Genomic DNA, 17,962 nt, shown 5'->3' with positions numbered 1-17,962 from the left:
GAAAATGATTATCAAACCTAGTAATACATTAAAAATAAGACATCATAAAGTTTTAGATGCTTATTTTGCTGAGAGAATAGATACTCCACAATATAAAAAGAGTGATAAAAAAGAACCTGTTAAGTATAAAATAGTTTCAGGAGATACATTAAGTAAAATAGCAAAAAAACATAATACTACAGTAGCAAAAATAAAAGCAGACAATGGTTTAACCAGCGATACTATTTATGTAGGAAAAACTCTAAACATTGGTTCACAACCTAAAAAAGAAAAAATAGGAGATAAAGTGACTTTTAAAAAGTTAAAGTCAGCAAATTTAGGTGATGAAGTTTATGTAGTTGTAAAAACATCAAACTTAGCAAATAAAAAAGTTAGGCTAAATGTAAAGCAAGGAAAAGTTGAGAAGACAAAACTAGAAACTAAAGAAAAAGGTTTAATGTTACAGCATGATAAAGGTACAACTACAGAAGCCGAAGCAGTAGTTGGAGCTTATGCAAAAGATAACAAAATAACCAACAAAACTGACTTTAAAGATTGGGCAATTTTTAAAATAATCTTAGGGGATAAAGATACCAAAAGAGAAAAAGAAGAGTTAGATAAGCTTAAGGATAAAAAGGCATTTATGTACTTATTAGTTGATGCCCACACTCCTAATGATATAAAGGTAGTATATAATGGAAGAAATCCTGATAAAAACGGAGAACCAGATAAAAGAACTACTCCTAATCAATGGTTAGATATAGACGGGAAGTGGTTTGAGTTGGGGAAAGCGCCTTGTTATTGTCTAAAAATGGGGTTAGTAAAAGTATCTTGTAACGGAAAAGGAAAATCAATAACTGAGGGTAATTATGAAAAGCTATCTAAAGATATGGGAGTAGAAAAAAATGTATTTAAAGCAGTGGCAAAAGTAGAGAGTGGTGGTAGAAGTTCATTTATATCTAAAAATCCTAATAAATCTAAAATTTTATATGAAAGGCATAAAGCTTTTAAGCATACAGAGAAGAAATATGGGAAATCAAAGGCAAATGAATTAAAATTAAAGAACTCTAATTTGTTTAATACTTCATGGGGAGGGTATAAAGGAGGAGAAGCAGAACATAAAAGATTAAATGACGCAGAAAAGTTATTAGGAGAGAGAAGTATTCCAATTATGAGCAGTTCGTGGGGGAAATTTCAAGTTCTAGGAGAGTATTATGATTATTTATATGATAGTCCTGAAGAATTAGAAAAAGCTCAAAATTTGTGCGAAATACAACAGTTTAGGTTTTTTAAAACTTATTTAGTTGATGTTGCGCCTAGTATAAAAAGTGCAATGAAGAAAAAGGATTGGAGAAAAATAGCTAAACTATATAATGGTCCTAAATACGAAGAAAATAACTATCACACTAAAATGAAAGAAGCTTATGAAAACTATAATAAAGAGTAAAGACCTATTTTTTTTCTTACTTGTTTGCTTTTTTATTTGTTGCAAATCAGGTAATAAGAAGCAGGAGAGGAATGTTAAAGATAGCTCAGGTAATATGATTGAGTTAAAAGAAGTGTCAGGTGTAAATTATCATTATAACATCTTATATATAAAAAATGACTTATGTGAATATCAAGATACCATTTTAAAAACACCTATAGATGAAGTTAACTTTCATCATTTTGAAATTTTAAGAGAGGATAATTTTAATACATTATTTTATGAATATTCTAGTGTCAGACCTATGTTCTATAAAACAATTTATTTTAACAAAAATAATACTAAAATAGACTCTTTGAAAAAAGGAAGTTTCAATATAGAAACATCTGATTTTAATTCTACTTCTCTTAAAATTGATAAATCTATTTGTGAGGATAAAATAGAAGAATTAAACTTTGAAAACTAATTTGCTCCTTTCTATACTCAATACTTTATATATGTAGAGCAAATGCAGAAGCTCCTAACAAGGAGAGGAGCTAGATTTTTAAATACTATTTTATATGGGGCTAAAAAGTTATAAATTCTAATATGAAATATACTAAAGTAATAATAATTCTATTTCTTTTTTTTAGTTGTAAAACAGCAATAAAACGGGATAACGATATTATAATAGCGGTCACAAAAAATGAAGGTAAATTAGATTCTGTTCAATCATATGATAGTGAAATTTTATCTGCTAGTGCAATACAAAAAACTATAAATATAAAAGGAGAAGGAGAAGAATAACCAAAACAAGTTAATAAATTCAAAAAGAAGTTTCCTGAAAAGTTTAAAGAATACTTTTTAGATTGTAGATGGGATATAGAAAACGAAAAAAAAATGTTCTATAAATCTCCAAATACCAATAAAAAGTTAGAAGGTAAAGAGCTCAAAAAGAAATTAAAGGCAAAAAAAACAGGAGAAACTGAAAGTTATACTTTCAAAGGGAGCAATAATACAAGTACAAAAGCTCGTAAGGAAAAGATAGCAACAATTATTTATAAAAACATTAAGGGAGGTTTACAAAAAAAGCAACAGCAGACAACAGTTGCTCACATAGTAGAGGTACTTAAAAAAGACTCATATACAAAAGGAGATTGTATTGATATTCCTTTAATTCTGCCAAAAATAGAGTTTACAAAACTAGCTAATGCTAATTTAGGAGATGAGGTGTATATGGTGGTTGAAACTGAAAATATGGCTAATAAACGTATAAAGTTAAGTTTAAAACAAGCCGAAAAAGATTGTTTGGTAGCAAAAGATAGTTCTATAGTTTTACAACAGGATAGCAAAAAAACTAGTGTTGTAGAAACGTATGTAAGCAGATTTACAGAGCAAAATAAAAAGAACATATCAAATGCCGAAGATTTTAGAAACTTCGCAATAGACGCAGTTACACTATCACCTAAAGATGAGAAAGATCAGAAAAAATACAGAGAAGCTCTAAATAAAACAACAGATAAAAAAACGAAGCTGTTTATGGTTGTAGATGCAGAGCCTGAAAATCAAAATTGGTTTGAAGTAAAATACGAAGAGTTTTTTGATAACCGTCCTAATCTTTGGTATTATGGGGAAGGTAAATGGTTTGAGTTAATAAATCAAAATATCATAAATATTTATCATACGGGAGAAATAAGTAAACTAGATTTTAAAGGATTGAAAGAAGTGAGTTATATCTATCATGATAAAGAAGGAGGCAAACATAGTTTAGGGAACTTTGATGTTATTGAAGTAGATAAACTTAAAAAGGGGAAAACATTATCATCTAATAGATTTAGAGAAGATGAGGAAAAGGAGGAAGATAAACAGACAGCTGTAAAGACTATAACATATGATAAAGAAGGGGTTGATGCAGAAGAAACAAGGATTTATTCAGATGGAGATATAATAACAAAAGGGAGCTTTAGAATTAAGTATAGAATATATGAGAAAGGCACAGGGAAAGTAAAATTAGTCAAAATGAAAGAGGTGAACTATTCAAAAGGAAATACAAAAATAAAATTTACTTTTCATGAAACATTAAGAGTTTACTCTAATCCAGAACTATTTGCAGGATTTCTTGGAGCTCTTGCGAAATGTGGATTTAATGATGTTAAATCCACTGGGTCATCTTATGAAGATTCTAGCTGTTATCCTAGTACAACTCATGTTAATGGACAAAGTATTGACACATGTTATTTAAGCAAAAAAACGGATGAACAAAAATTTATTAATGCTTTATGGGACTTTGGGTTTAAGTTACACTATGTAGGTAGTAGTATGAGTTATACACATGGAACCAAAGATAAATATCATAACGATCATCTACATTCAGGTAGCTTTACTCCAAATTATAAGAAATAATGAAAAGGATAATAATTTTTCTGCTTGTTTTGACTGTTTCTTGTAAACAACAAAATAACAACAAAAGAAACCAAAAACTGATTGCTAAAAATGAGCAATCAAAAACCCCCAAGGTTAATAATTTACCTTTTGGAAATGAAGATTTAATTAAATATGAATACAATGACCTAGGTTGGTTTGATGAATTGCATTTCGGAAAAGCAATTTTAGGGTATAGAAAATTAAAAGAGCTAAACCCTAAAATAGAGGGAGAAGGATTAGAAATCCCAGATATAAAAAAAACATTTTATTTACCAAATAATATTAAAATAGAGTATATTGAAAGGAATACTGTGAATTATCCATATGGGGTGTTATATAGAACAGGAAACTATTCACTTTGTTATGTAACCACGATAGGAAAGGACATGTCTGAAAAAGTATTCAATGCTGAAAGTGAAGAAGCCAATAGAGGATATTTAGTAACAATAGATTCTCAAAATAATATAATAGCAGAAATAGAAGTTTTAAATACTACTGAGTATTTTACACAAAGCTATAAGGGTGAATATTTAGGGGCTATGTATATACAGAATGAAAAAGTATTTTTTGTTGATGAAAACTTACACATATATGTATATGATTTTCTAGTTAAAGGACATGACTTAAGCTCTGAATATAAATTGTTAAGTTCAGAAGAGTTTACAGTAAATGATACAGGTTCTTTTATAAAGAAGAATGATTTTCAAAAATGTATTGAGAGTATATCTAACTATAGTAAAATTAAACTAGAAAAAAGTATAAGAAATTATACAAGAGAGGATGATTCAGGGTACTTTATAAAAAAAGATAGCTTAAATATTTATGATAAATGTGTTCATTCTTTTTTTAATAGTAATAAAACAGAACATGATAACGGTAACTTTTTTTATAATATAACAGAGAAAAAGTACTATCCTTTCTTTAAACAGGTAAAAGATGATTACATTACTATAGGAAGTTTTGTTCAATATTATGGAGAAAATGATATTCCAGGGGTTAGTTTTCAGTTAAACATATTTAACCACAATGGAGAACAAATAGATTATTTAATTGTTTATAATCGTTTTGGTTTTGAATTGGTTTTAAAGTACGATTTTATATTTAATGATAAATTATCTGAGATAATAATAGATAAAATAGAAGAAGATTGGCTGTTATTAGATGAAGAAGGAGAAATAATAGGTGAAAGAGATACTCCAAAAGTAAAAAAAGAAAAAGAAACTTATAAAATTAGTAGTTCAGGATTCATTAAGAAATAGATAATCTATAAATTCTATGTGATTAAAAAGGACTTAAAAAAGTTTGAGATTCATGATTGTGGGGAGTTTGAAGGATAAGTTTTTTATAAAATCAAAAAAAGATATAACGAATGAAATTATTTAAGGTTTTAATTATTAGTTTACTGTCTGTTGTACTGTTAAATTGTAGGAATTCAGAAACAAAGGAAGGAAGTATTGACAAAGAAGATGTTGAGTTAAATAAACAAAGTGATGTAAAAGTAGAAGATACGTCTATTCAACAACAAGGTACGTCAGAACAATTGCCATATTTTCAAATTAACAATGATGATGCAATTCCATTAGATGAGGATAAAATAAAAATAGAATTGGAGGATTACCATTCTGATAATGATTTTAAGATCATTGTTAAAAGCAATGAATTTTCTGTACTTGTTTTATTTTCATATTATGATTTTGGAAATTATGATGAATATATAGTAACGTTAGATAATCAAGGTAAGCAACTTTCTAAGTTATTAGTGTATTACAATACTGCTCCTGATGGTAATGTAGAGAAGTATGAGTATTCTGATTATTATTTGTTTAAAAAATCTCTGGATTTAGATGTATTTAAAGTTTCAGTAGTAGAAAATTTAGAAACTCAGCAAGTTTTGAAAAAAGATACTATAAAGACTTCTTACAAAATAAATAAAAAAGGAGTAATAGAAAAAAAATAGATATTTAATTGTTTATAATCGTTTTAGTTTTGAATTGGTTTTAAAGTACGATTTTATATTTAATGATAAATTATCTGAGATAATAATAGATAAAATAAAAGAAAATTGGCTATTATTAGATGAAGAAGGAGAAATAATAGGAGAAAGAGATACTCCAAAAGTAAAAAAAGAAACTTATAAAATTAGTAGTTCAGGATTCATTAAGTAAAATAGCAAAAATAAAAGCAGACAATGGCTTAACCAACGACACCATTTATGTAGGAAAAACTCTAAACATTGGCTCACAGCCTAAAAAAGAAAAAATAGGAGATAAAGTGACTTTTAAGAGTTTAAAGTCAGCAAATTTAGGAGATGAAGTTTATGTAGTTGTAAAAACATCAAACTTGTCAAATAAAAAAGTTCGGTTAAATGTTAAACAAGGAAAGGTCGATAAGGTAAGGTTAGAAACTGAAGAAAAAGGTTTAATGTTACAATCTGATAAGGGTATAAACACAGAAGCAGAAGCAGTCGTAGGAGCTTATGCGAAAGATGATAAAATAACCAATAAAACTGATTTTAAAGATTGGGCAATTTTTAAAATAATCTTAGGGGATAAAGATACCAGAAGAGAAAAAGAAGAGTTAGATAAGCTTAAGGATAAAAAGGCATTTATGTACTTATTAGTTGATGCCCACACTCCTAATGATATAAAGGTAGTGTATAATGGAAGAAATCCTGATAAAAACGGAGAACCAGATAAAAGAACTACTCCTAAGTATTGGCTTGATATAGATGGTAAATGGTTTGAGTTGGGGAAACAACAAAGAGCTCCCTGGATGGAGTTTGCAGAACAAGAATATGAAACCTTTAAAGGTATAAATGAAAATAAATCACCATTAAAAGAACGAATCAAAGATTATTATCATAAAAGTACAACATTAGGGAAGTCGCATTACGGAAAGAAAACAGAATGGACAGATGTAGTATCATGGTGTGCTTCTTTTGTAAATTGGTGCTTTGAACAAACTAAAGACTATAAAGGAACTAATGAAAGTAAAGGGGGAAGTTACAATTCATTAGCCTTTGATTGGACACCAAAAAATTGGGAGAATGGAGAAAAATGCGAAGCTTTTTATGGAGCAGTAATAACATTAAAGTATTCCCATACAGCTTTTATAGTTGGTAAAAACACAAAAAAGAATAAGTATGTTTATTTAGGAGGGAATCAAGGAGGTAAGAGTTCAGGAGAACAACAGATTAGGTATGGTACTGTGACTATTGGTAAAGAAAAATCGATATCAAAACCCAAAAATTATAAAGTCACAGATGAAGAAAAAAAGCTTAAAGAAATGACTGTAAATGCAGATGGTTCATTTAAAACTACAAGATAAATATATTATGAAACACCTATTGTTAATTTTAATTTTTACATTTTTTTCTTGTGGAAAGAAAGGAAAAGAGAGTATAGAAGTTAAAACTTCAAAACAAGTTGAAATAGAAAGTTCTATTGAAAGAAAAACAAATAAGAATAATTCAGATTGTTTTCAAAGTAAGGATAGTGTAAAAATATCTTCTCTTTTACAAAAAATTAGTAAAGAATATTTAAAAAAGGATATGTCTGAGTACTTATCTGAAAATTATATAGAAACATTTGAAAAGTTTCCCAATGAACTTTTTGAACAGGCTTTAAAAAATGATGCTAAGCCAATCTTTGAAATAAAAGAAGATGATGTTGACTGCAACCTATTGCCTGTTTATTATAATTATATGGTTAAGATTATAGATGATGGAGAAGAATATTCTAGTGAAAGCACATTGATTTTTTATTTTATTAAAACAAAAGAGGGAGAGATTTTATTGGAAGGTATGGGGGCAGCTGGTTAATTAATAGTATGTATCTGTGTATAATAAAAACAGAAATATATGAGTTTTTTAAAAAAAAGAAAATGAGAAATAAAAATATTTACTCTAATTCTATTAGTTTTTATAATTAGTTGTAAAAAGAACATATCAAATGCCGAAGATTTTAGAAACTTCGCAATAGACGCAGTTACACTATCACCTAAAGAAGAGAAAGATCAGAAAAAATACAGAGAAGCTTTAAATAAAACAACTGACAAAAAAACAAAGTTGTTTATGGTCGTTGATGCAGAGCCTGAAAATCAAAATTGGTTAGAAGTAAAATATGAGGAAATTTTTGATAACCGTCCAAACTTTTGGCATTATGGTGATGGTAATTGGTTTGAGTTAAATAATGGTAAAGATCCAAATATTATTTATATCAATAGAAAATGGGAGAAGTGGGTTACTCAAAATTCTAAAAGTGCAACTTTTGGAGAATTTACATTTGATAACCTTTCAGGTTTTATTTGCGAACCATATGGAGAGGAAACTATTAAAAGTGGATTAGACAAAAGAATTCCTGTTGGTAAGTATAATATTAAATGGCATAACACAACTAAGTACAATAAAAAATTATACACTAAAGATGGAAAATATGGTAAAAAATTTAATTTAGATTTTCCAGAGTTAAGTAAGGGTTTTATATGTTTATATAATGATAAGGTTTCTAAATCGAGAGGGATTTTAATGCATGCAGGGACAGATGGTAGATGGTCTGTAGGTTGTCTATTACCAGGTACATCATTAGACCGGAGTAAGAGTACTAAAAATATTAGTATAGAAGATTCTGTAAGTACATTGTATAAAATCCTTAATAAAATTGAAGAAAAAGGAATAGATAATGTTAAAATAGTTATTACCGATGAAATTAATTAAGATACTTATATTACTTTTTTTATTTTCTTGCTGCTCAAATGCTCAAAATCATTGTAAATTGAATGATGTTATTGATGATTTTTTGAATACAGAGGTGCCTTATTCTGAAGATGAAACAAGTGTTGATTTAACAGATGTGTTTACAAATAGCACAGTACCATATATAGGTTTTATTGGAGAAAGTAAGAGAAAAATAGATTTTTTTATTACTTTGATTAAGCGTGATACAATCAATAATAATCGCTATCTAATAGAAGGGCAAACAAAGGTTTACTCTGAAAGTACAAGGAATTTTAAAGGAGAACTCTTATTAGAAAAACAATACAAATTTTCTAAAAAACTAGACGAGGAAGTATCTTATTCTGATATAATTTTAAAACAAGGTTTTTCAATATTGACTTATGAATTGAAAGAAGATAATAGAGGTGTTTTTAAGGGGAAGCTAATGGTTTTATGGTATCAAGACACTGATAATAATATAAATTATGATGATACTTTAGATTATATACCAAGTTATGCTAACTGTTATTTTTTTGGAAGTTGGATAAATAAAGATAAAAATGAAAAGATATTAACAGCATGGAGTCATTACAGAATACCATGCTCGGGAGATTTAGATATTGGAGCAGCCGAGTTTTCACCTAACCCAAAATATTACAATCAAGGGTGGAAATTGTATTCTTCAGAAGAGGGAACTATAAATCCAAATAGTGAGTTTGCTAAAATTGTAGATAAAGACGGTTATGTAAATATGCGTGAAAAAAGTAATACTACTTCTAAAATACTTTCTCAAATCCAGTCTGGTAAATTAGTTGAAATTTTAGAACAAAAAGATGAATGGTGGCTTGTTCTTTATGATAACAAAAAAGGTTATATTCATAAAAGCAGGTTGCGTTTGGTTAAGTAAAAAACGAAAAATAACTTACAGATTATTAGTTGTTCATTGCTTAAATTAAATTCAATATATCCTTAGGAAGAAGAAAAACAAAAAAAATACAGAGAAGCTTTAAATAAAACAACCGATAAAAAAACGAAGTTGTTTATGGTTGTAGATGCAGAGCCTGAAAATCAAAATTGGTTTGAAGTAAAATACGAAGAGTTTTTTGATAACCGTCCTAATCTTTGGTATTATGGGGAAGGTAAATGGTTTGAGTTAATAAATCAAAATATCATAAATATTTATCATACGGGAGAAATAAGTAAACTAGATTTTAAAGGATTGAAAGAAGTGAGTTATATCTATCATGATAAAGAAGGAGGCAAACATAGTTTAGGGAACTTTGATGTTATTGAGTCTCAAAGGTGGGTTGATGGGACAAAACATGAGTGGAAAACAAAGAAAGGAGGAGAATGGAAAAAAGTGACAATAGGGGCAAGAACTCGTTATTATAAAAAAGATGGAAATTTAAAAAATCCATTAATAACCCCTTTTAAAGGTAGCCCGAAGGTTTTTAAATATTCAGATTCAAAAAATATCAATTTTGCTTTATATGAAGATACTTCAAGAGAGTATTTCAATCCAGAGGCTTTTGCTACTTTAATTGGAGCGTTGGCAGATGTTAATTATGTAGATGTTGTTTCTAATGGTTCAGTTGCAACAGATGGTACGGGAGCTTATAGTGTTAGCCACTTTAATGGGTTTAATATGGATTTTAAATATTTAAGAAAAGATAAGAAAAGGGCTAAAATAGATAAAGATTCAAAAGGGAATAAAATTCCAGTAATTTATGTAAATAATAAAGATTTAGATATTGAAAGACAAAATACTTTTTTAGATGCTTTACATAAGTTTGGATGGGGGGATACCATTAAAAATCTATCAAATAAAACACATGAAAATAAAGATTTGAATCATTGTAAGTCAGATAAACATCATAAAGATCACTTACATATTCAAGGGCTTAAAATAAAATATAAAAAATGATGAAAAGTATATTTATTCTTTCGCTTCTTTTTTTAACACAATGTACTACCAATGTAAATAAAAAAGAAGATAAAGGGAACGCTAATAAAGAGGAAGTAAAGAAAAGTGGTAATAAAAGTTTTGCTTATAAAGTAAAGTTTATAGAAAATAAAATTTTTGAAAATAACTGTGATAAAGATATTGTAGAAGAGCAAAATACTATTAAAAATATTGAATACTATATTCAATTAAATACTGATAGTTTAAATGTTTTAAGTCCTGATGAAGATAGATTATTATATAAAACAACAATAGAAAAAATTAATAGTTCAACTAAAAAGTATCAGCCTTCTTATTATTATTTTTTGTTAGAAAATAAAGATGAAGACATTAAAAGGACTTTTTTTTCAGAGAACTATCTATATGAAAGAGTAAAATCTAATTATAAAGAGATTGACTTTTTTATACTGTTAAATAAAATATTTGATGAAACTATAGAAGGAGATATTAGCCCTATAGGTTACAATTTAGAATTACTCACTTATAATAACATTCAGAATAAATTAATAGATAGAGTAAGGTTAGTTACGTCTGGAATTGGATTAGAAGATGTTTCTTATCACGAATGTTTTACAATAAACTCTGACAATATTATTGTTTATAGTTATAATTCAATAGAAGATGAATCTATATTTATAAGAAGAGAAATAAGCTTAAAAGCTAATGGAACGTTTCATGAGAATGAAGCAAAGGTGGAAGTTTCTGATTAGGGGAGAAAGGAGTTAGGACTTTGAGTACTATAGACGTTAATATGGAATATACTAAAGTAATAATAATTCTATTTCTTTTTTTTAGTTGTAAAACAGCAATAAAACGGGATACTGATATAGTACAAGAAAAAAAAGAGATAGAATCAGTAAATGTAGAGGAAGATAATCATAAAAGTAATACAGAAAAAGATACTTTAACAAAAGTAGAAAGCCAAAAAATACTAGAGTTTGATGTTAAAGAGGTCTTGGAAGAAGATATGATAGGACTATCTTTTAATGAAGAAGAGAAAGAGGTGTTGAAAAGATATACGTATGATGTTTCTGGAGCATGTTATTCATGTGATATAGCTAATGTTAAATTTAATCATAAGGAAGTAATCTTAACTAATGTTTGTGAAGATTCGGAGAAAAGAGTTTTTAAGATAGAGAGTATAGTTAAAAAAGAAAAAACTTATGAAATACTCTTTACTCAAGAAAACCAAAAAGTAAAATTATTTATAGCTAAAGTAGAAGAAGTCCCGATTTATAGAGTTCAGTTAGATGCAAGTTTCCAAGAAGTAGATAACTTTCAAATCAATAAATTTTATATGATTAAAAGGGACTTAAAAAAGTTAGAGGTTCATGATTGTGGAGACTTTGAAGGGTAAGTAGAAGATTTATTATTTAATTGTTTCGTATAAAAAAAAGTGACAAAAAAGAACCTGTTAAGTATAAAATAGTTTCAGGAGATACATTAAGTAAAATAGCAAAAAAGCACAATACTACAGTAGCAAAAATAAAAGCAGACAATGGCTTAACCAGCGATACTATTTATGTAGGAAAAACCCTAAATATTGGTTCACAACCTAAAAAAGAAAAAACAGGAGATAAAGTGACTTTTAAAAAGTTAAAGTCAGCAAATTTAGGTGATGAAGTTTATGTAGTTGTAAAAACATCAAACTTAACAAATAAGAAGGTTAGGTTAAATGTAAAGCAAGGAAAGGCTGAGGAAATGAAGTTAGAAACTGAAGAAAAAGGTTTAATGTTACAATCTGATAAGGGTATAAACACAGAAGCAGAAGCAGTCGTAGGAGCTTATGCGAAAGATGATAAAATAACCAACAAAACTGATTTTAAAGATTGGGTAATTTTTAAAATTACGTTAGGAGGTAAAGATACCAAAAGAGAAAAAGAAGAGTTAGATAAGCTTAAGGATAAAAAGGTATTTATGTACTTATTAGTTGATGCCCACACTCCTAATGATATAAAGGTAGTGTATAATGGAAGAAATCCTGATAAAAACGGAGAACCAGATAAAAGAACTACTCCTAACTATTGGCTTGATATAGATGGTAAATGGTTTGAGTTGTTTTGTAGAAATGGAGTTTTAGATGAAATAAAAAAACTCGTTGATAGACATATAAAATATGGTCAAACAGGAGTAAGAAATTCTCTTTCTGAAGAAGGGTTGAAAAACTTAGATTGCTCTGAAACGGTAGCAATATATTTATATAAGTTAGGAGTTATGCCAAAGCTTAAAACTCTATATACTGGAATTATGACAAGCGAAGATGATTTTAGAAAAGCTGTTGGTAGTAATAAAATAAAACATGTAGAAAAAAGTAAAGAGAATAATTTTAAACCTCAAAGAGGAGATATTTTTGTTTGGAGAAAATCCAATGGAGTTGGACATACTGGGATTGTATACAAATATGATAAAGAAAAGGATTTAGTGACTATTTTAGAAGCAATAGGAAAAGTTGGTAGTGCTGATGAAAAAACGAATAAAAAGAATGGAGGGCATGCTGGGACAGGTTGCTCAAGAACAGCTGTATATAAGAGAACAGGTAAGGCTCTTAGTTCTCACTCTGGCTGGAAAGGATATTTTAGACCAATCAATTATACTAAAACATCATAAAATGAAAAACTGTTTACTTTTATTTACAATAATAGCATTATTAATTAGTTGCAAAACAAAAAATAAGAATTTAGAAAGAGAAGTTTTTGATAAAAAAACTCAAAAAGAAATTTCAAAGGCTGAAAATATTATAACTAAGGAAAAGTTTCTAAATTTCATAGATAAAGATATGGGCTTTCAAGAAGATGCTGTCGATAGTTTACGATTGTATGCCTGGTGTTGTAAGATTCAAAATGATAGTGTTCTTTTTTCAGGGAAAATTTACCTGAAACCTCAAAAAGGAAACTTAAAATATTGGAGAACATCTGAGAGTAGAGATAGTATAATTGAGTTGATTAATGAAAATTTAGATGAAAGCCTATTTTCAAAGTTTAATTTATGGGCAGAGATAACTCATAAGAACTTTTTTTTACCACTTAATAAAACTATAGATAATCCATGTGAATATTATAAAAAGGATAGAGTAATTTCCATTTATTCTGCTACTACAGATGGCAAATGGAAATTATTAAAAAAAACTAAAAAAGAAGAAGAAATAGAAAATGTAATAAATTAAATCGACAAATGAAGGCTTTGAGTCACTTTCTTCTACTTGTTAATGTTTTTGTGTTTCTGCTTTCATGTAATGTAAGTAAGGAGAATAAAAAAAAGAATTAAAAGTAACAGATTCACAATATAATTCTCAGGAAGTGAAAGAACAGGAGGTAGTATATGATGAAAATAATGTGGTTAAAAAACTAATAATTGATCAAGAACAATCAGTTGTTTTTACTATAGATAAAGAAGGAGAATTAGGAGATGGAAATTTTGAGAAATATATAGATGTTTTTATTTAAAAAAAGGAAAAAGTAATTGACAAAATAGAGTTCTCAAACCAAAGTATTTTATGTGATATAGAACTTATAAATCCAAAAATAGTTAATAATAGTTTAATATTTAGTATTCTGGATAGTTGTGATGGAGAAGAGCCTGAAGACCTAAAAATATTTTTTTGGAAGAATTTAAAAAATGAGGATACTCAAATTAGCATACCTAAATTTTTTGAAAATGATGCTGAGAAAGAAGAACTAATAAATGATGTACTAAATCGTGAAGTAAAAGAAGCTACAAAAGAAAGATATTTTATTGAGACTTTAAGTTTGCTTTTAAAGGACAGGTAGATGTTAATAGTTTTTTAGAATGTCCATTGATTCAGAAAAGCAAAGTGTATTATGAAGCACCTATTACTAATTTTAATTTTTACATTTTTTTCTTGTGGAAAGAAAGGAAAAGAGACTATAGAAGTTAAAACTTCAAAAGAAGTTGAAATAGAAAGCTCTATTGAAAGAAAAACAAATAAGAATAATTCAGATTGTTTTCAAAGTAAGGATAGTGTAAAAATATCTTCTCTTTTACAAAAAATTAGTAAAGAATATTTTAAAAAGGATATGTCTGAATACTTATCTGAAAATTACATAGAAACATTTGAAAAGTTTCCCGATGAACTTTTTGAACAGGCTTTAAAAAATGATGCTAAGCCAAACTTTGAAATAAAAGAAGATGATGTTGACTGTAACCTATTGCCCGTTTATTATAATTATATGGTTAAGATTATAGATGATGGAGAAGAATACTCTAGTGAAAGCACATTGATTTTTTATTTTATTAAAACAAAAGAAGGAGAGATTTTATTGGAAGGTATGGGGGCAGCTGGTTAATTAATAGTATGTATCTGTGTATAATAAAAACAGAAATATATGAGTTTTGAAAAAAAGAAAATAAGAAATAAAACACTTACTCTAATTCTATTAGTTTTTATAGTAAGTTGTAAAAAACAAGAAAAAAAAACAATAAAGAAAATTTGTAATGTTAGTGGGAGTAATGTTGAAATATCGTTATTAGAAGATGATAATGATAAAATATATTTGAGTGTTAAAACAGATGATTCTAATTTAGAGAAAAAAAATGACTTAGATGAATATGGAGAATTAAACACTATAGATGTAGAGTGTGGCAAAGAAAGTTTTAAGGTAATTTTTATAGAAGAGATAGGAAATAGTTATCAAAAAATAATTCATCTTTTTGAAAAAGATTCACTTTCAAAATTTAGTATAGATAAAGTATATATTCAAACTTCTTCAAGGAATGAGCTAGGGCTTTTTTATTATTCATTTCCACACCTAAATTTGTCAAATTATAATGGAATTTTACCACAAAAAGATGAATATAACGAAATTTATAAGTTTTTAGGTTTTCAAGAGTATAAGACTCCAAATATAGAAGAGTATTATGAAAAAATAAAAAAAGCTAGAAATGAAAAAAATACTCTGAGTAGTATATCAAATGAAATAGTTTTAGCCTTTATTATAAACAATATTGATGTGTCTAAGGGAAATTTATCTAAATATAATGATATAGGTTATTTTCTTGAGCAATCTGGCCTATATGAAGAAGCCGTTTATATTCTTGAAGTAATTATAAAAGAGTTTCCAAATAGGACAGTTGCATATATTAATTTAGGAGATGCATATTGGGGCTTAGGTAAAAAAGAGGAAGCTAAACAAGCATATAAAGTTTATATTGAACAAATGAAAGCTAAAAACAAAGAAAATAAAATACCAAGTCAAGTCTTAGAAAGAATAAGTTAGTTATATCTTTTCAGAATATATAAAAGTTAAATTCTCTTAGCTAAGTTTAAGGCTTTCAAATTAATTGAAATATATCTATTAATGTTATTATTTTGAGCAGCGGAAATTTTGATTATAAGATCTATTAGGTTTAATGGTGCTAATTGAGATGATGATATATGGTAATAGAGACTAAAAAAATGATAAAAAACGAAGCCTACAATTTAATAATATTTTTTACATCTATTTTATTTTTAATAAGTTGTAAAATGTCTAAGGATAACGAAAAAAAGCATGTTCAAGTTCCTCCAGTAGAAAATATACAAACATTTAATTGGGATACTATTTCTATTAAAAAGGTACCTTATACGTATTCTTATAATTATAAGAATGATTTTTTATTTGCTCTTATGGATAGCCTAAAACAGAAAAATGAAATAAAAGAGAAATCTGAGTTGAATTTTTTATTCTCGGATAAAACTGAGTTTAAATTAAAAGAGGATTTATACGCTAAAGAGGAAGATAGTTATCCTTATAAAGGAAAAGGATATTTTTATAAGAGGTTTCCAGATAAAAATAAGTATAAAGTACTTTTCTTTATTTATTCAAATAAAGAACAAGATTATTATTTGCCATATTTTGAGTTACAGACTATAGGTAATAATAACAAAACTCTTGATAAACTTATAGTTGTGGGAGGAAGGAATTATGAATGTGGATGGGATAGAAGCTTTGAAATTGATAAAGATTATACAATTACAACTATTGATGAACAATCTTGTTACGATATAGAAGAAGAAAAAGAAGTTGAAAAAGTAACATATATAAATAAGTATAAAATAGATACCCAAGGTTATTTTAAGAAAATAAAAAAATAAGATTATTTATAGCTAAAACATAAGAAGTTCCGATTTATAATTTTGAGTTAGATATAAATTTCTCAAGAAATAGAAGATTTTCAAATCAATAAATTTTATATAATTAAAAGGGACTTAAAAAAGCTAGAGACTCATGATTGTGGGGATTTTGAAGGATAAGTAGAAATTTATTTTCTAATAGCTTTTGTGAAAAATTACAAAAAAAAGAAGTCTATAGTTTATTTACACAAATCTTACTTTTAATAGGTTGTAAAAACGATAAAACATACTTAGAAGAAATTAATAATAATTCTGTAAAAGTGTATTTTGATGGAATAAAAATCACTTCTGGTTATCTAAAAAATCTAAGGTAATAATATTACAAGATTAGCTACTGCTGAAGTGAACTATTATAATTAGTTGCGAAGCCTTAACGCTCTTTAATTTTGAACAAGTATATTATTAGTAATAACTGTCAGTCAATATAAAAAACTTACTACTTTTGTGTAACTGCTAAAAAAGAATAAATCTAACATTCTTATATTTTGAAGAAGAAAAAGAGTTACTATAAAATTATAGTATGGTAGCAGCCAATTTAAAAGTATAATACAATTCTTTCTTCTTATAACTATAAACGTGTTAGTAGCAGTTTTTAATTAAATTTATATATATGATTTTTAAACTGATATTTAGAAAAAAAATAAAAGAATTAAAAAAGAAAGAGCAAGGAATAGAACTTGAAAGAAACCGTTTAAAAAAAGTTAAGTATTTACTGGACGAACGAGTAGGTGAAGGAATAAAATGTGTAATAGAAACAACCAATAAAGGTATTTCCGTGTTGGTAACTATAAACTCTAAAGAAAATGAAATAGAAGTTTTTGACATCGATACTATGAACACACCTTTAGTAAAAGAATCTGGACTATGGGTAAAAATGTGGGACAAAATTAGAAGTAAAGAAGTTTTTTTACAAGATAGAAATGGAAAAGACAAAGGCTTCGAAGAAATTGCAATGATGTATTTATTTAGTCTTATTGATGAGAATACAAAAGAAAAAGTTAGTTGGAAAGTAAAAGATATTAAAGACTATAATGATAAAGATGAACTCATTACTTTATATGAAAATATGGGATTCAAAATAAAACATTTTTCAAAGACTTAATAAAAAGAAGGTAAAAGTCAACTTAACCAGTACTAGTCTTTGTTTACGAAAGACTGTTGTTTTTTTGAAAAAGAAGATAACAATTTATTTACATAAAAATTTGGAAGTAAGAAAACTATAACATATATTTACATCAGATAAGGCAATATTTGTTATCTTCTTTCTTCTTTATAGAATGGCGCCAAGAAATAAAAAAAGAGAAGGTTTTATATTGTTTAAAGCTTTCTCTTTTTTTTATTGAGAAA

At 27.2% G+C, this 17,962-nt stretch carries 21 protein-coding genes; all 21 read left to right on the top strand.

Annotated elements, in window-relative coordinates; all coding sequences use genetic code 11:
• Positions 1 to 4: 4 nt before the first annotated feature.
• The 21 genes from Q4517_RS13710 (at position 5) to Q4517_RS13610 (ending at position 17,717) form a co-directional block, all read left to right on the top strand.
• Positions 5 to 1,426 (top strand): N-acetylmuramidase domain-containing protein, encoded by a 1,422-nt coding sequence (locus tag Q4517_RS13710; protein ID WP_303510486.1) that lies wholly within the window; start codon positions 5 to 7, stop codon positions 1,424 to 1,426.
• Complete coding sequence (locus tag Q4517_RS13705) at positions 1,404 to 1,871, top strand: hypothetical protein (protein ID WP_303510484.1); 468 nt, start codon at positions 1,404 to 1,406, stop codon at positions 1,869 to 1,871. Before Q4517_RS13710 ends, Q4517_RS13705 begins: the two co-directional genes overlap by 23 nt.
• 122 nt (positions 1,872 to 1,993) lie before the next feature.
• Positions 1,994 to 2,191, top strand: coding sequence for a hypothetical protein (locus Q4517_RS13700; protein ID WP_303510483.1), 198 nt, complete (start codon positions 1,994 to 1,996; stop codon positions 2,189 to 2,191).
• A gap of 93 nt (positions 2,192 to 2,284) precedes the next feature.
• On the top strand, positions 2,285 to 3,787 hold the full coding sequence (locus Q4517_RS13695) for a hypothetical protein (RefSeq protein ID WP_303510482.1): 1,503 nt from the start codon (positions 2,285 to 2,287) through the stop codon (positions 3,785 to 3,787).
• Positions 3,787 to 5,067 carry a hypothetical protein gene (locus Q4517_RS13690; RefSeq protein ID WP_303510480.1) on the top strand — a complete coding sequence of 427 codons (1,281 nt, stop codon included), beginning with the start codon at positions 3,787 to 3,789 and terminating at the stop codon, positions 5,065 to 5,067. Before Q4517_RS13695 ends, Q4517_RS13690 begins: the two co-directional genes overlap by 1 nt.
• 110 nt (positions 5,068 to 5,177) lie before the next feature.
• Positions 5,178 to 5,765 (top strand): hypothetical protein, encoded by a 588-nt coding sequence (locus Q4517_RS13685; protein WP_047790424.1) that lies wholly within the window; start codon positions 5,178 to 5,180, stop codon positions 5,763 to 5,765.
• 34 nt (positions 5,766 to 5,799) lie between these two features.
• Positions 5,800 to 5,973: a hypothetical protein gene (locus Q4517_RS13680; protein WP_274635272.1), complete on the top strand. Its 174-nt coding sequence runs from the start codon at positions 5,800 to 5,802 to the stop codon at positions 5,971 to 5,973.
• 106 nt (positions 5,974 to 6,079) lie between these two features.
• Positions 6,080 to 7,135 carry a hypothetical protein gene (locus Q4517_RS13675; RefSeq protein ID WP_303510471.1) on the top strand — a complete coding sequence of 352 codons (1,056 nt, stop codon included), beginning with the start codon at positions 6,080 to 6,082 and terminating at the stop codon, positions 7,133 to 7,135.
• A gap of 7 nt (positions 7,136 to 7,142) precedes the next feature.
• Complete coding sequence (locus tag Q4517_RS13670) at positions 7,143 to 7,628, top strand: hypothetical protein (protein ID WP_303510468.1); 486 nt, start codon at positions 7,143 to 7,145, stop codon at positions 7,626 to 7,628.
• Positions 7,629 to 7,880: 252 nt separating this feature from the next.
• Positions 7,881 to 8,522, top strand: coding sequence for a DUF5675 family protein (locus Q4517_RS13665; RefSeq protein ID WP_303510466.1), 642 nt, complete (start codon positions 7,881 to 7,883; stop codon positions 8,520 to 8,522).
• Positions 8,509 to 9,429 (top strand): SH3 domain-containing protein, encoded by a 921-nt coding sequence (locus Q4517_RS13660; protein ID WP_303510463.1) that lies wholly within the window; start codon positions 8,509 to 8,511, stop codon positions 9,427 to 9,429. The genes Q4517_RS13665 and Q4517_RS13660 overlap by 14 nt, the downstream gene beginning before the upstream one ends.
• A gap of 135 nt (positions 9,430 to 9,564) precedes the next feature.
• On the top strand, positions 9,565 to 10,446 hold the full coding sequence (locus tag Q4517_RS13655) for a hypothetical protein (protein WP_303510460.1): 882 nt from the start codon (positions 9,565 to 9,567) through the stop codon (positions 10,444 to 10,446).
• The gene (locus Q4517_RS13650; protein ID WP_303510458.1) at positions 10,443 to 11,195 is read left to right on the top strand and encodes a hypothetical protein; all 753 of its coding nucleotides are present in this window, start codon (positions 10,443 to 10,445) and stop codon (positions 11,193 to 11,195) included. The genes Q4517_RS13655 and Q4517_RS13650 overlap by 4 nt, the downstream gene beginning before the upstream one ends.
• A 41-nt stretch (positions 11,196 to 11,236) precedes the next feature.
• The gene (locus Q4517_RS13645) at positions 11,237 to 11,842 is read left to right on the top strand and encodes a hypothetical protein (RefSeq protein WP_303510457.1); all 606 of its coding nucleotides are present in this window, start codon (positions 11,237 to 11,239) and stop codon (positions 11,840 to 11,842) included.
• A gap of 20 nt (positions 11,843 to 11,862) precedes the next feature.
• Positions 11,863 to 13,092 (top strand): LysM peptidoglycan-binding domain-containing protein, encoded by a 1,230-nt coding sequence (locus Q4517_RS13640; protein ID WP_303510454.1) that lies wholly within the window; start codon positions 11,863 to 11,865, stop codon positions 13,090 to 13,092.
• A gap of 1 nt (position 13,093) precedes the next feature.
• Entirely contained in the window at positions 13,094 to 13,648 is a 555-nt protein-coding gene (locus tag Q4517_RS13635; protein ID WP_303510451.1) for a hypothetical protein, read from the top strand.
• Positions 13,649 to 13,781: 133 nt separating this feature from the next.
• The gene (locus tag Q4517_RS13630; RefSeq protein WP_303510450.1) at positions 13,782 to 13,928 is read left to right on the top strand and encodes a hypothetical protein; all 147 of its coding nucleotides are present in this window, start codon (positions 13,782 to 13,784) and stop codon (positions 13,926 to 13,928) included.
• A gap of 375 nt (positions 13,929 to 14,303) precedes the next feature.
• Complete coding sequence (locus tag Q4517_RS13625; RefSeq protein WP_303510449.1) at positions 14,304 to 14,789, top strand: hypothetical protein; 486 nt, start codon at positions 14,304 to 14,306, stop codon at positions 14,787 to 14,789.
• 39 nt (positions 14,790 to 14,828) lie between these two features.
• Positions 14,829 to 15,719 carry a tetratricopeptide repeat protein gene (locus Q4517_RS13620; protein ID WP_303510446.1) on the top strand — a complete coding sequence of 297 codons (891 nt, stop codon included), beginning with the start codon at positions 14,829 to 14,831 and terminating at the stop codon, positions 15,717 to 15,719.
• A 248-nt stretch (positions 15,720 to 15,967) separates the two neighbouring features.
• Positions 15,968 to 16,576, top strand: a complete 609-nt coding sequence (locus Q4517_RS13615) for a hypothetical protein (RefSeq protein ID WP_303510444.1) — start codon at positions 15,968 to 15,970, stop codon at positions 16,574 to 16,576.
• Positions 16,577 to 17,225: 649 nt separating this feature from the next.
• On the top strand, positions 17,226 to 17,717 hold the full coding sequence (locus Q4517_RS13610; RefSeq protein WP_303510441.1) for a hypothetical protein: 492 nt from the start codon (positions 17,226 to 17,228) through the stop codon (positions 17,715 to 17,717).
• Positions 17,718 to 17,962: the final 245 nt, after the last annotated feature.

The organism is Tenacibaculum sp. 1_MG-2023, from assembly GCF_030547425.1.
In the GTDB taxonomy this organism is placed as follows: Bacteria; Bacteroidota; Bacteroidia; order Flavobacteriales; family Flavobacteriaceae; genus Polaribacter.
Note: the sequence above shows the minus strand (reverse complement) of the source record. Positions and strands in the feature narration are given on the sequence as shown.

Bases quoted from the DNA above. Each gene is read 5' to 3' on its own strand.
- Q4517_RS13620 (WP_303510446.1), top strand. From the start codon at position 14,829: ATGAGTTTTGAAAAAAAGAAAATAAGAAATAAAACACTTACTCTAATT.
- Q4517_RS13655 (WP_303510460.1), top strand. From the start codon at position 9,565: ATGGTTGTAGATGCAGAGCCTGAAAATCAAAATTGGTTTGAAGTAAAA.
- Q4517_RS13695 (WP_303510482.1), top strand. From the start codon at position 2,285: ATGTTCTATAAATCTCCAAATACCAATAAAAAGTTAGAAGGTAAAGAG.
- Q4517_RS13615 (WP_303510444.1), top strand. From the start codon at position 15,968: ATGTCTAAGGATAACGAAAAAAAGCATGTTCAAGTTCCTCCAGTAGAA.
- Q4517_RS13705 (WP_303510484.1), top strand. From the start codon at position 1,404: ATGAAAACTATAATAAAGAGTAAAGACCTATTTTTTTTCTTACTTGTT.
- Q4517_RS13635 (WP_303510451.1), top strand. From the start codon at position 13,094: ATGAAAAACTGTTTACTTTTATTTACAATAATAGCATTATTAATTAGT.
- Q4517_RS13660 (WP_303510463.1), top strand. From the start codon at position 8,509: ATGAAATTAATTAAGATACTTATATTACTTTTTTTATTTTCTTGCTGC.
- Q4517_RS13670 (WP_303510468.1), top strand. From the start codon at position 7,143: ATGAAACACCTATTGTTAATTTTAATTTTTACATTTTTTTCTTGTGGA.
- Q4517_RS13650 (WP_303510458.1), top strand. From the start codon at position 10,443: ATGATGAAAAGTATATTTATTCTTTCGCTTCTTTTTTTAACACAATGT.
- Q4517_RS13690 (WP_303510480.1), top strand. From the start codon at position 3,787: ATGAAAAGGATAATAATTTTTCTGCTTGTTTTGACTGTTTCTTGTAAA.
- Q4517_RS13610 (WP_303510441.1), top strand. From the start codon at position 17,226: ATGATTTTTAAACTGATATTTAGAAAAAAAATAAAAGAATTAAAAAAG.
- Q4517_RS13685 (WP_047790424.1), top strand. From the start codon at position 5,178: ATGAAATTATTTAAGGTTTTAATTATTAGTTTACTGTCTGTTGTACTG.
- Q4517_RS13625 (WP_303510449.1), top strand. From the start codon at position 14,304: ATGAAGCACCTATTACTAATTTTAATTTTTACATTTTTTTCTTGTGGA.
- Q4517_RS13710 (WP_303510486.1), top strand. From the start codon at position 5: ATGATTATCAAACCTAGTAATACATTAAAAATAAGACATCATAAAGTT.
- Q4517_RS13700 (WP_303510483.1), top strand. From the start codon at position 1,994: ATGAAATATACTAAAGTAATAATAATTCTATTTCTTTTTTTTAGTTGT.
- Q4517_RS13665 (WP_303510466.1), top strand. From the start codon at position 7,881: ATGGTCGTTGATGCAGAGCCTGAAAATCAAAATTGGTTAGAAGTAAAA.
- Q4517_RS13645 (WP_303510457.1), top strand. From the start codon at position 11,237: ATGGAATATACTAAAGTAATAATAATTCTATTTCTTTTTTTTAGTTGT.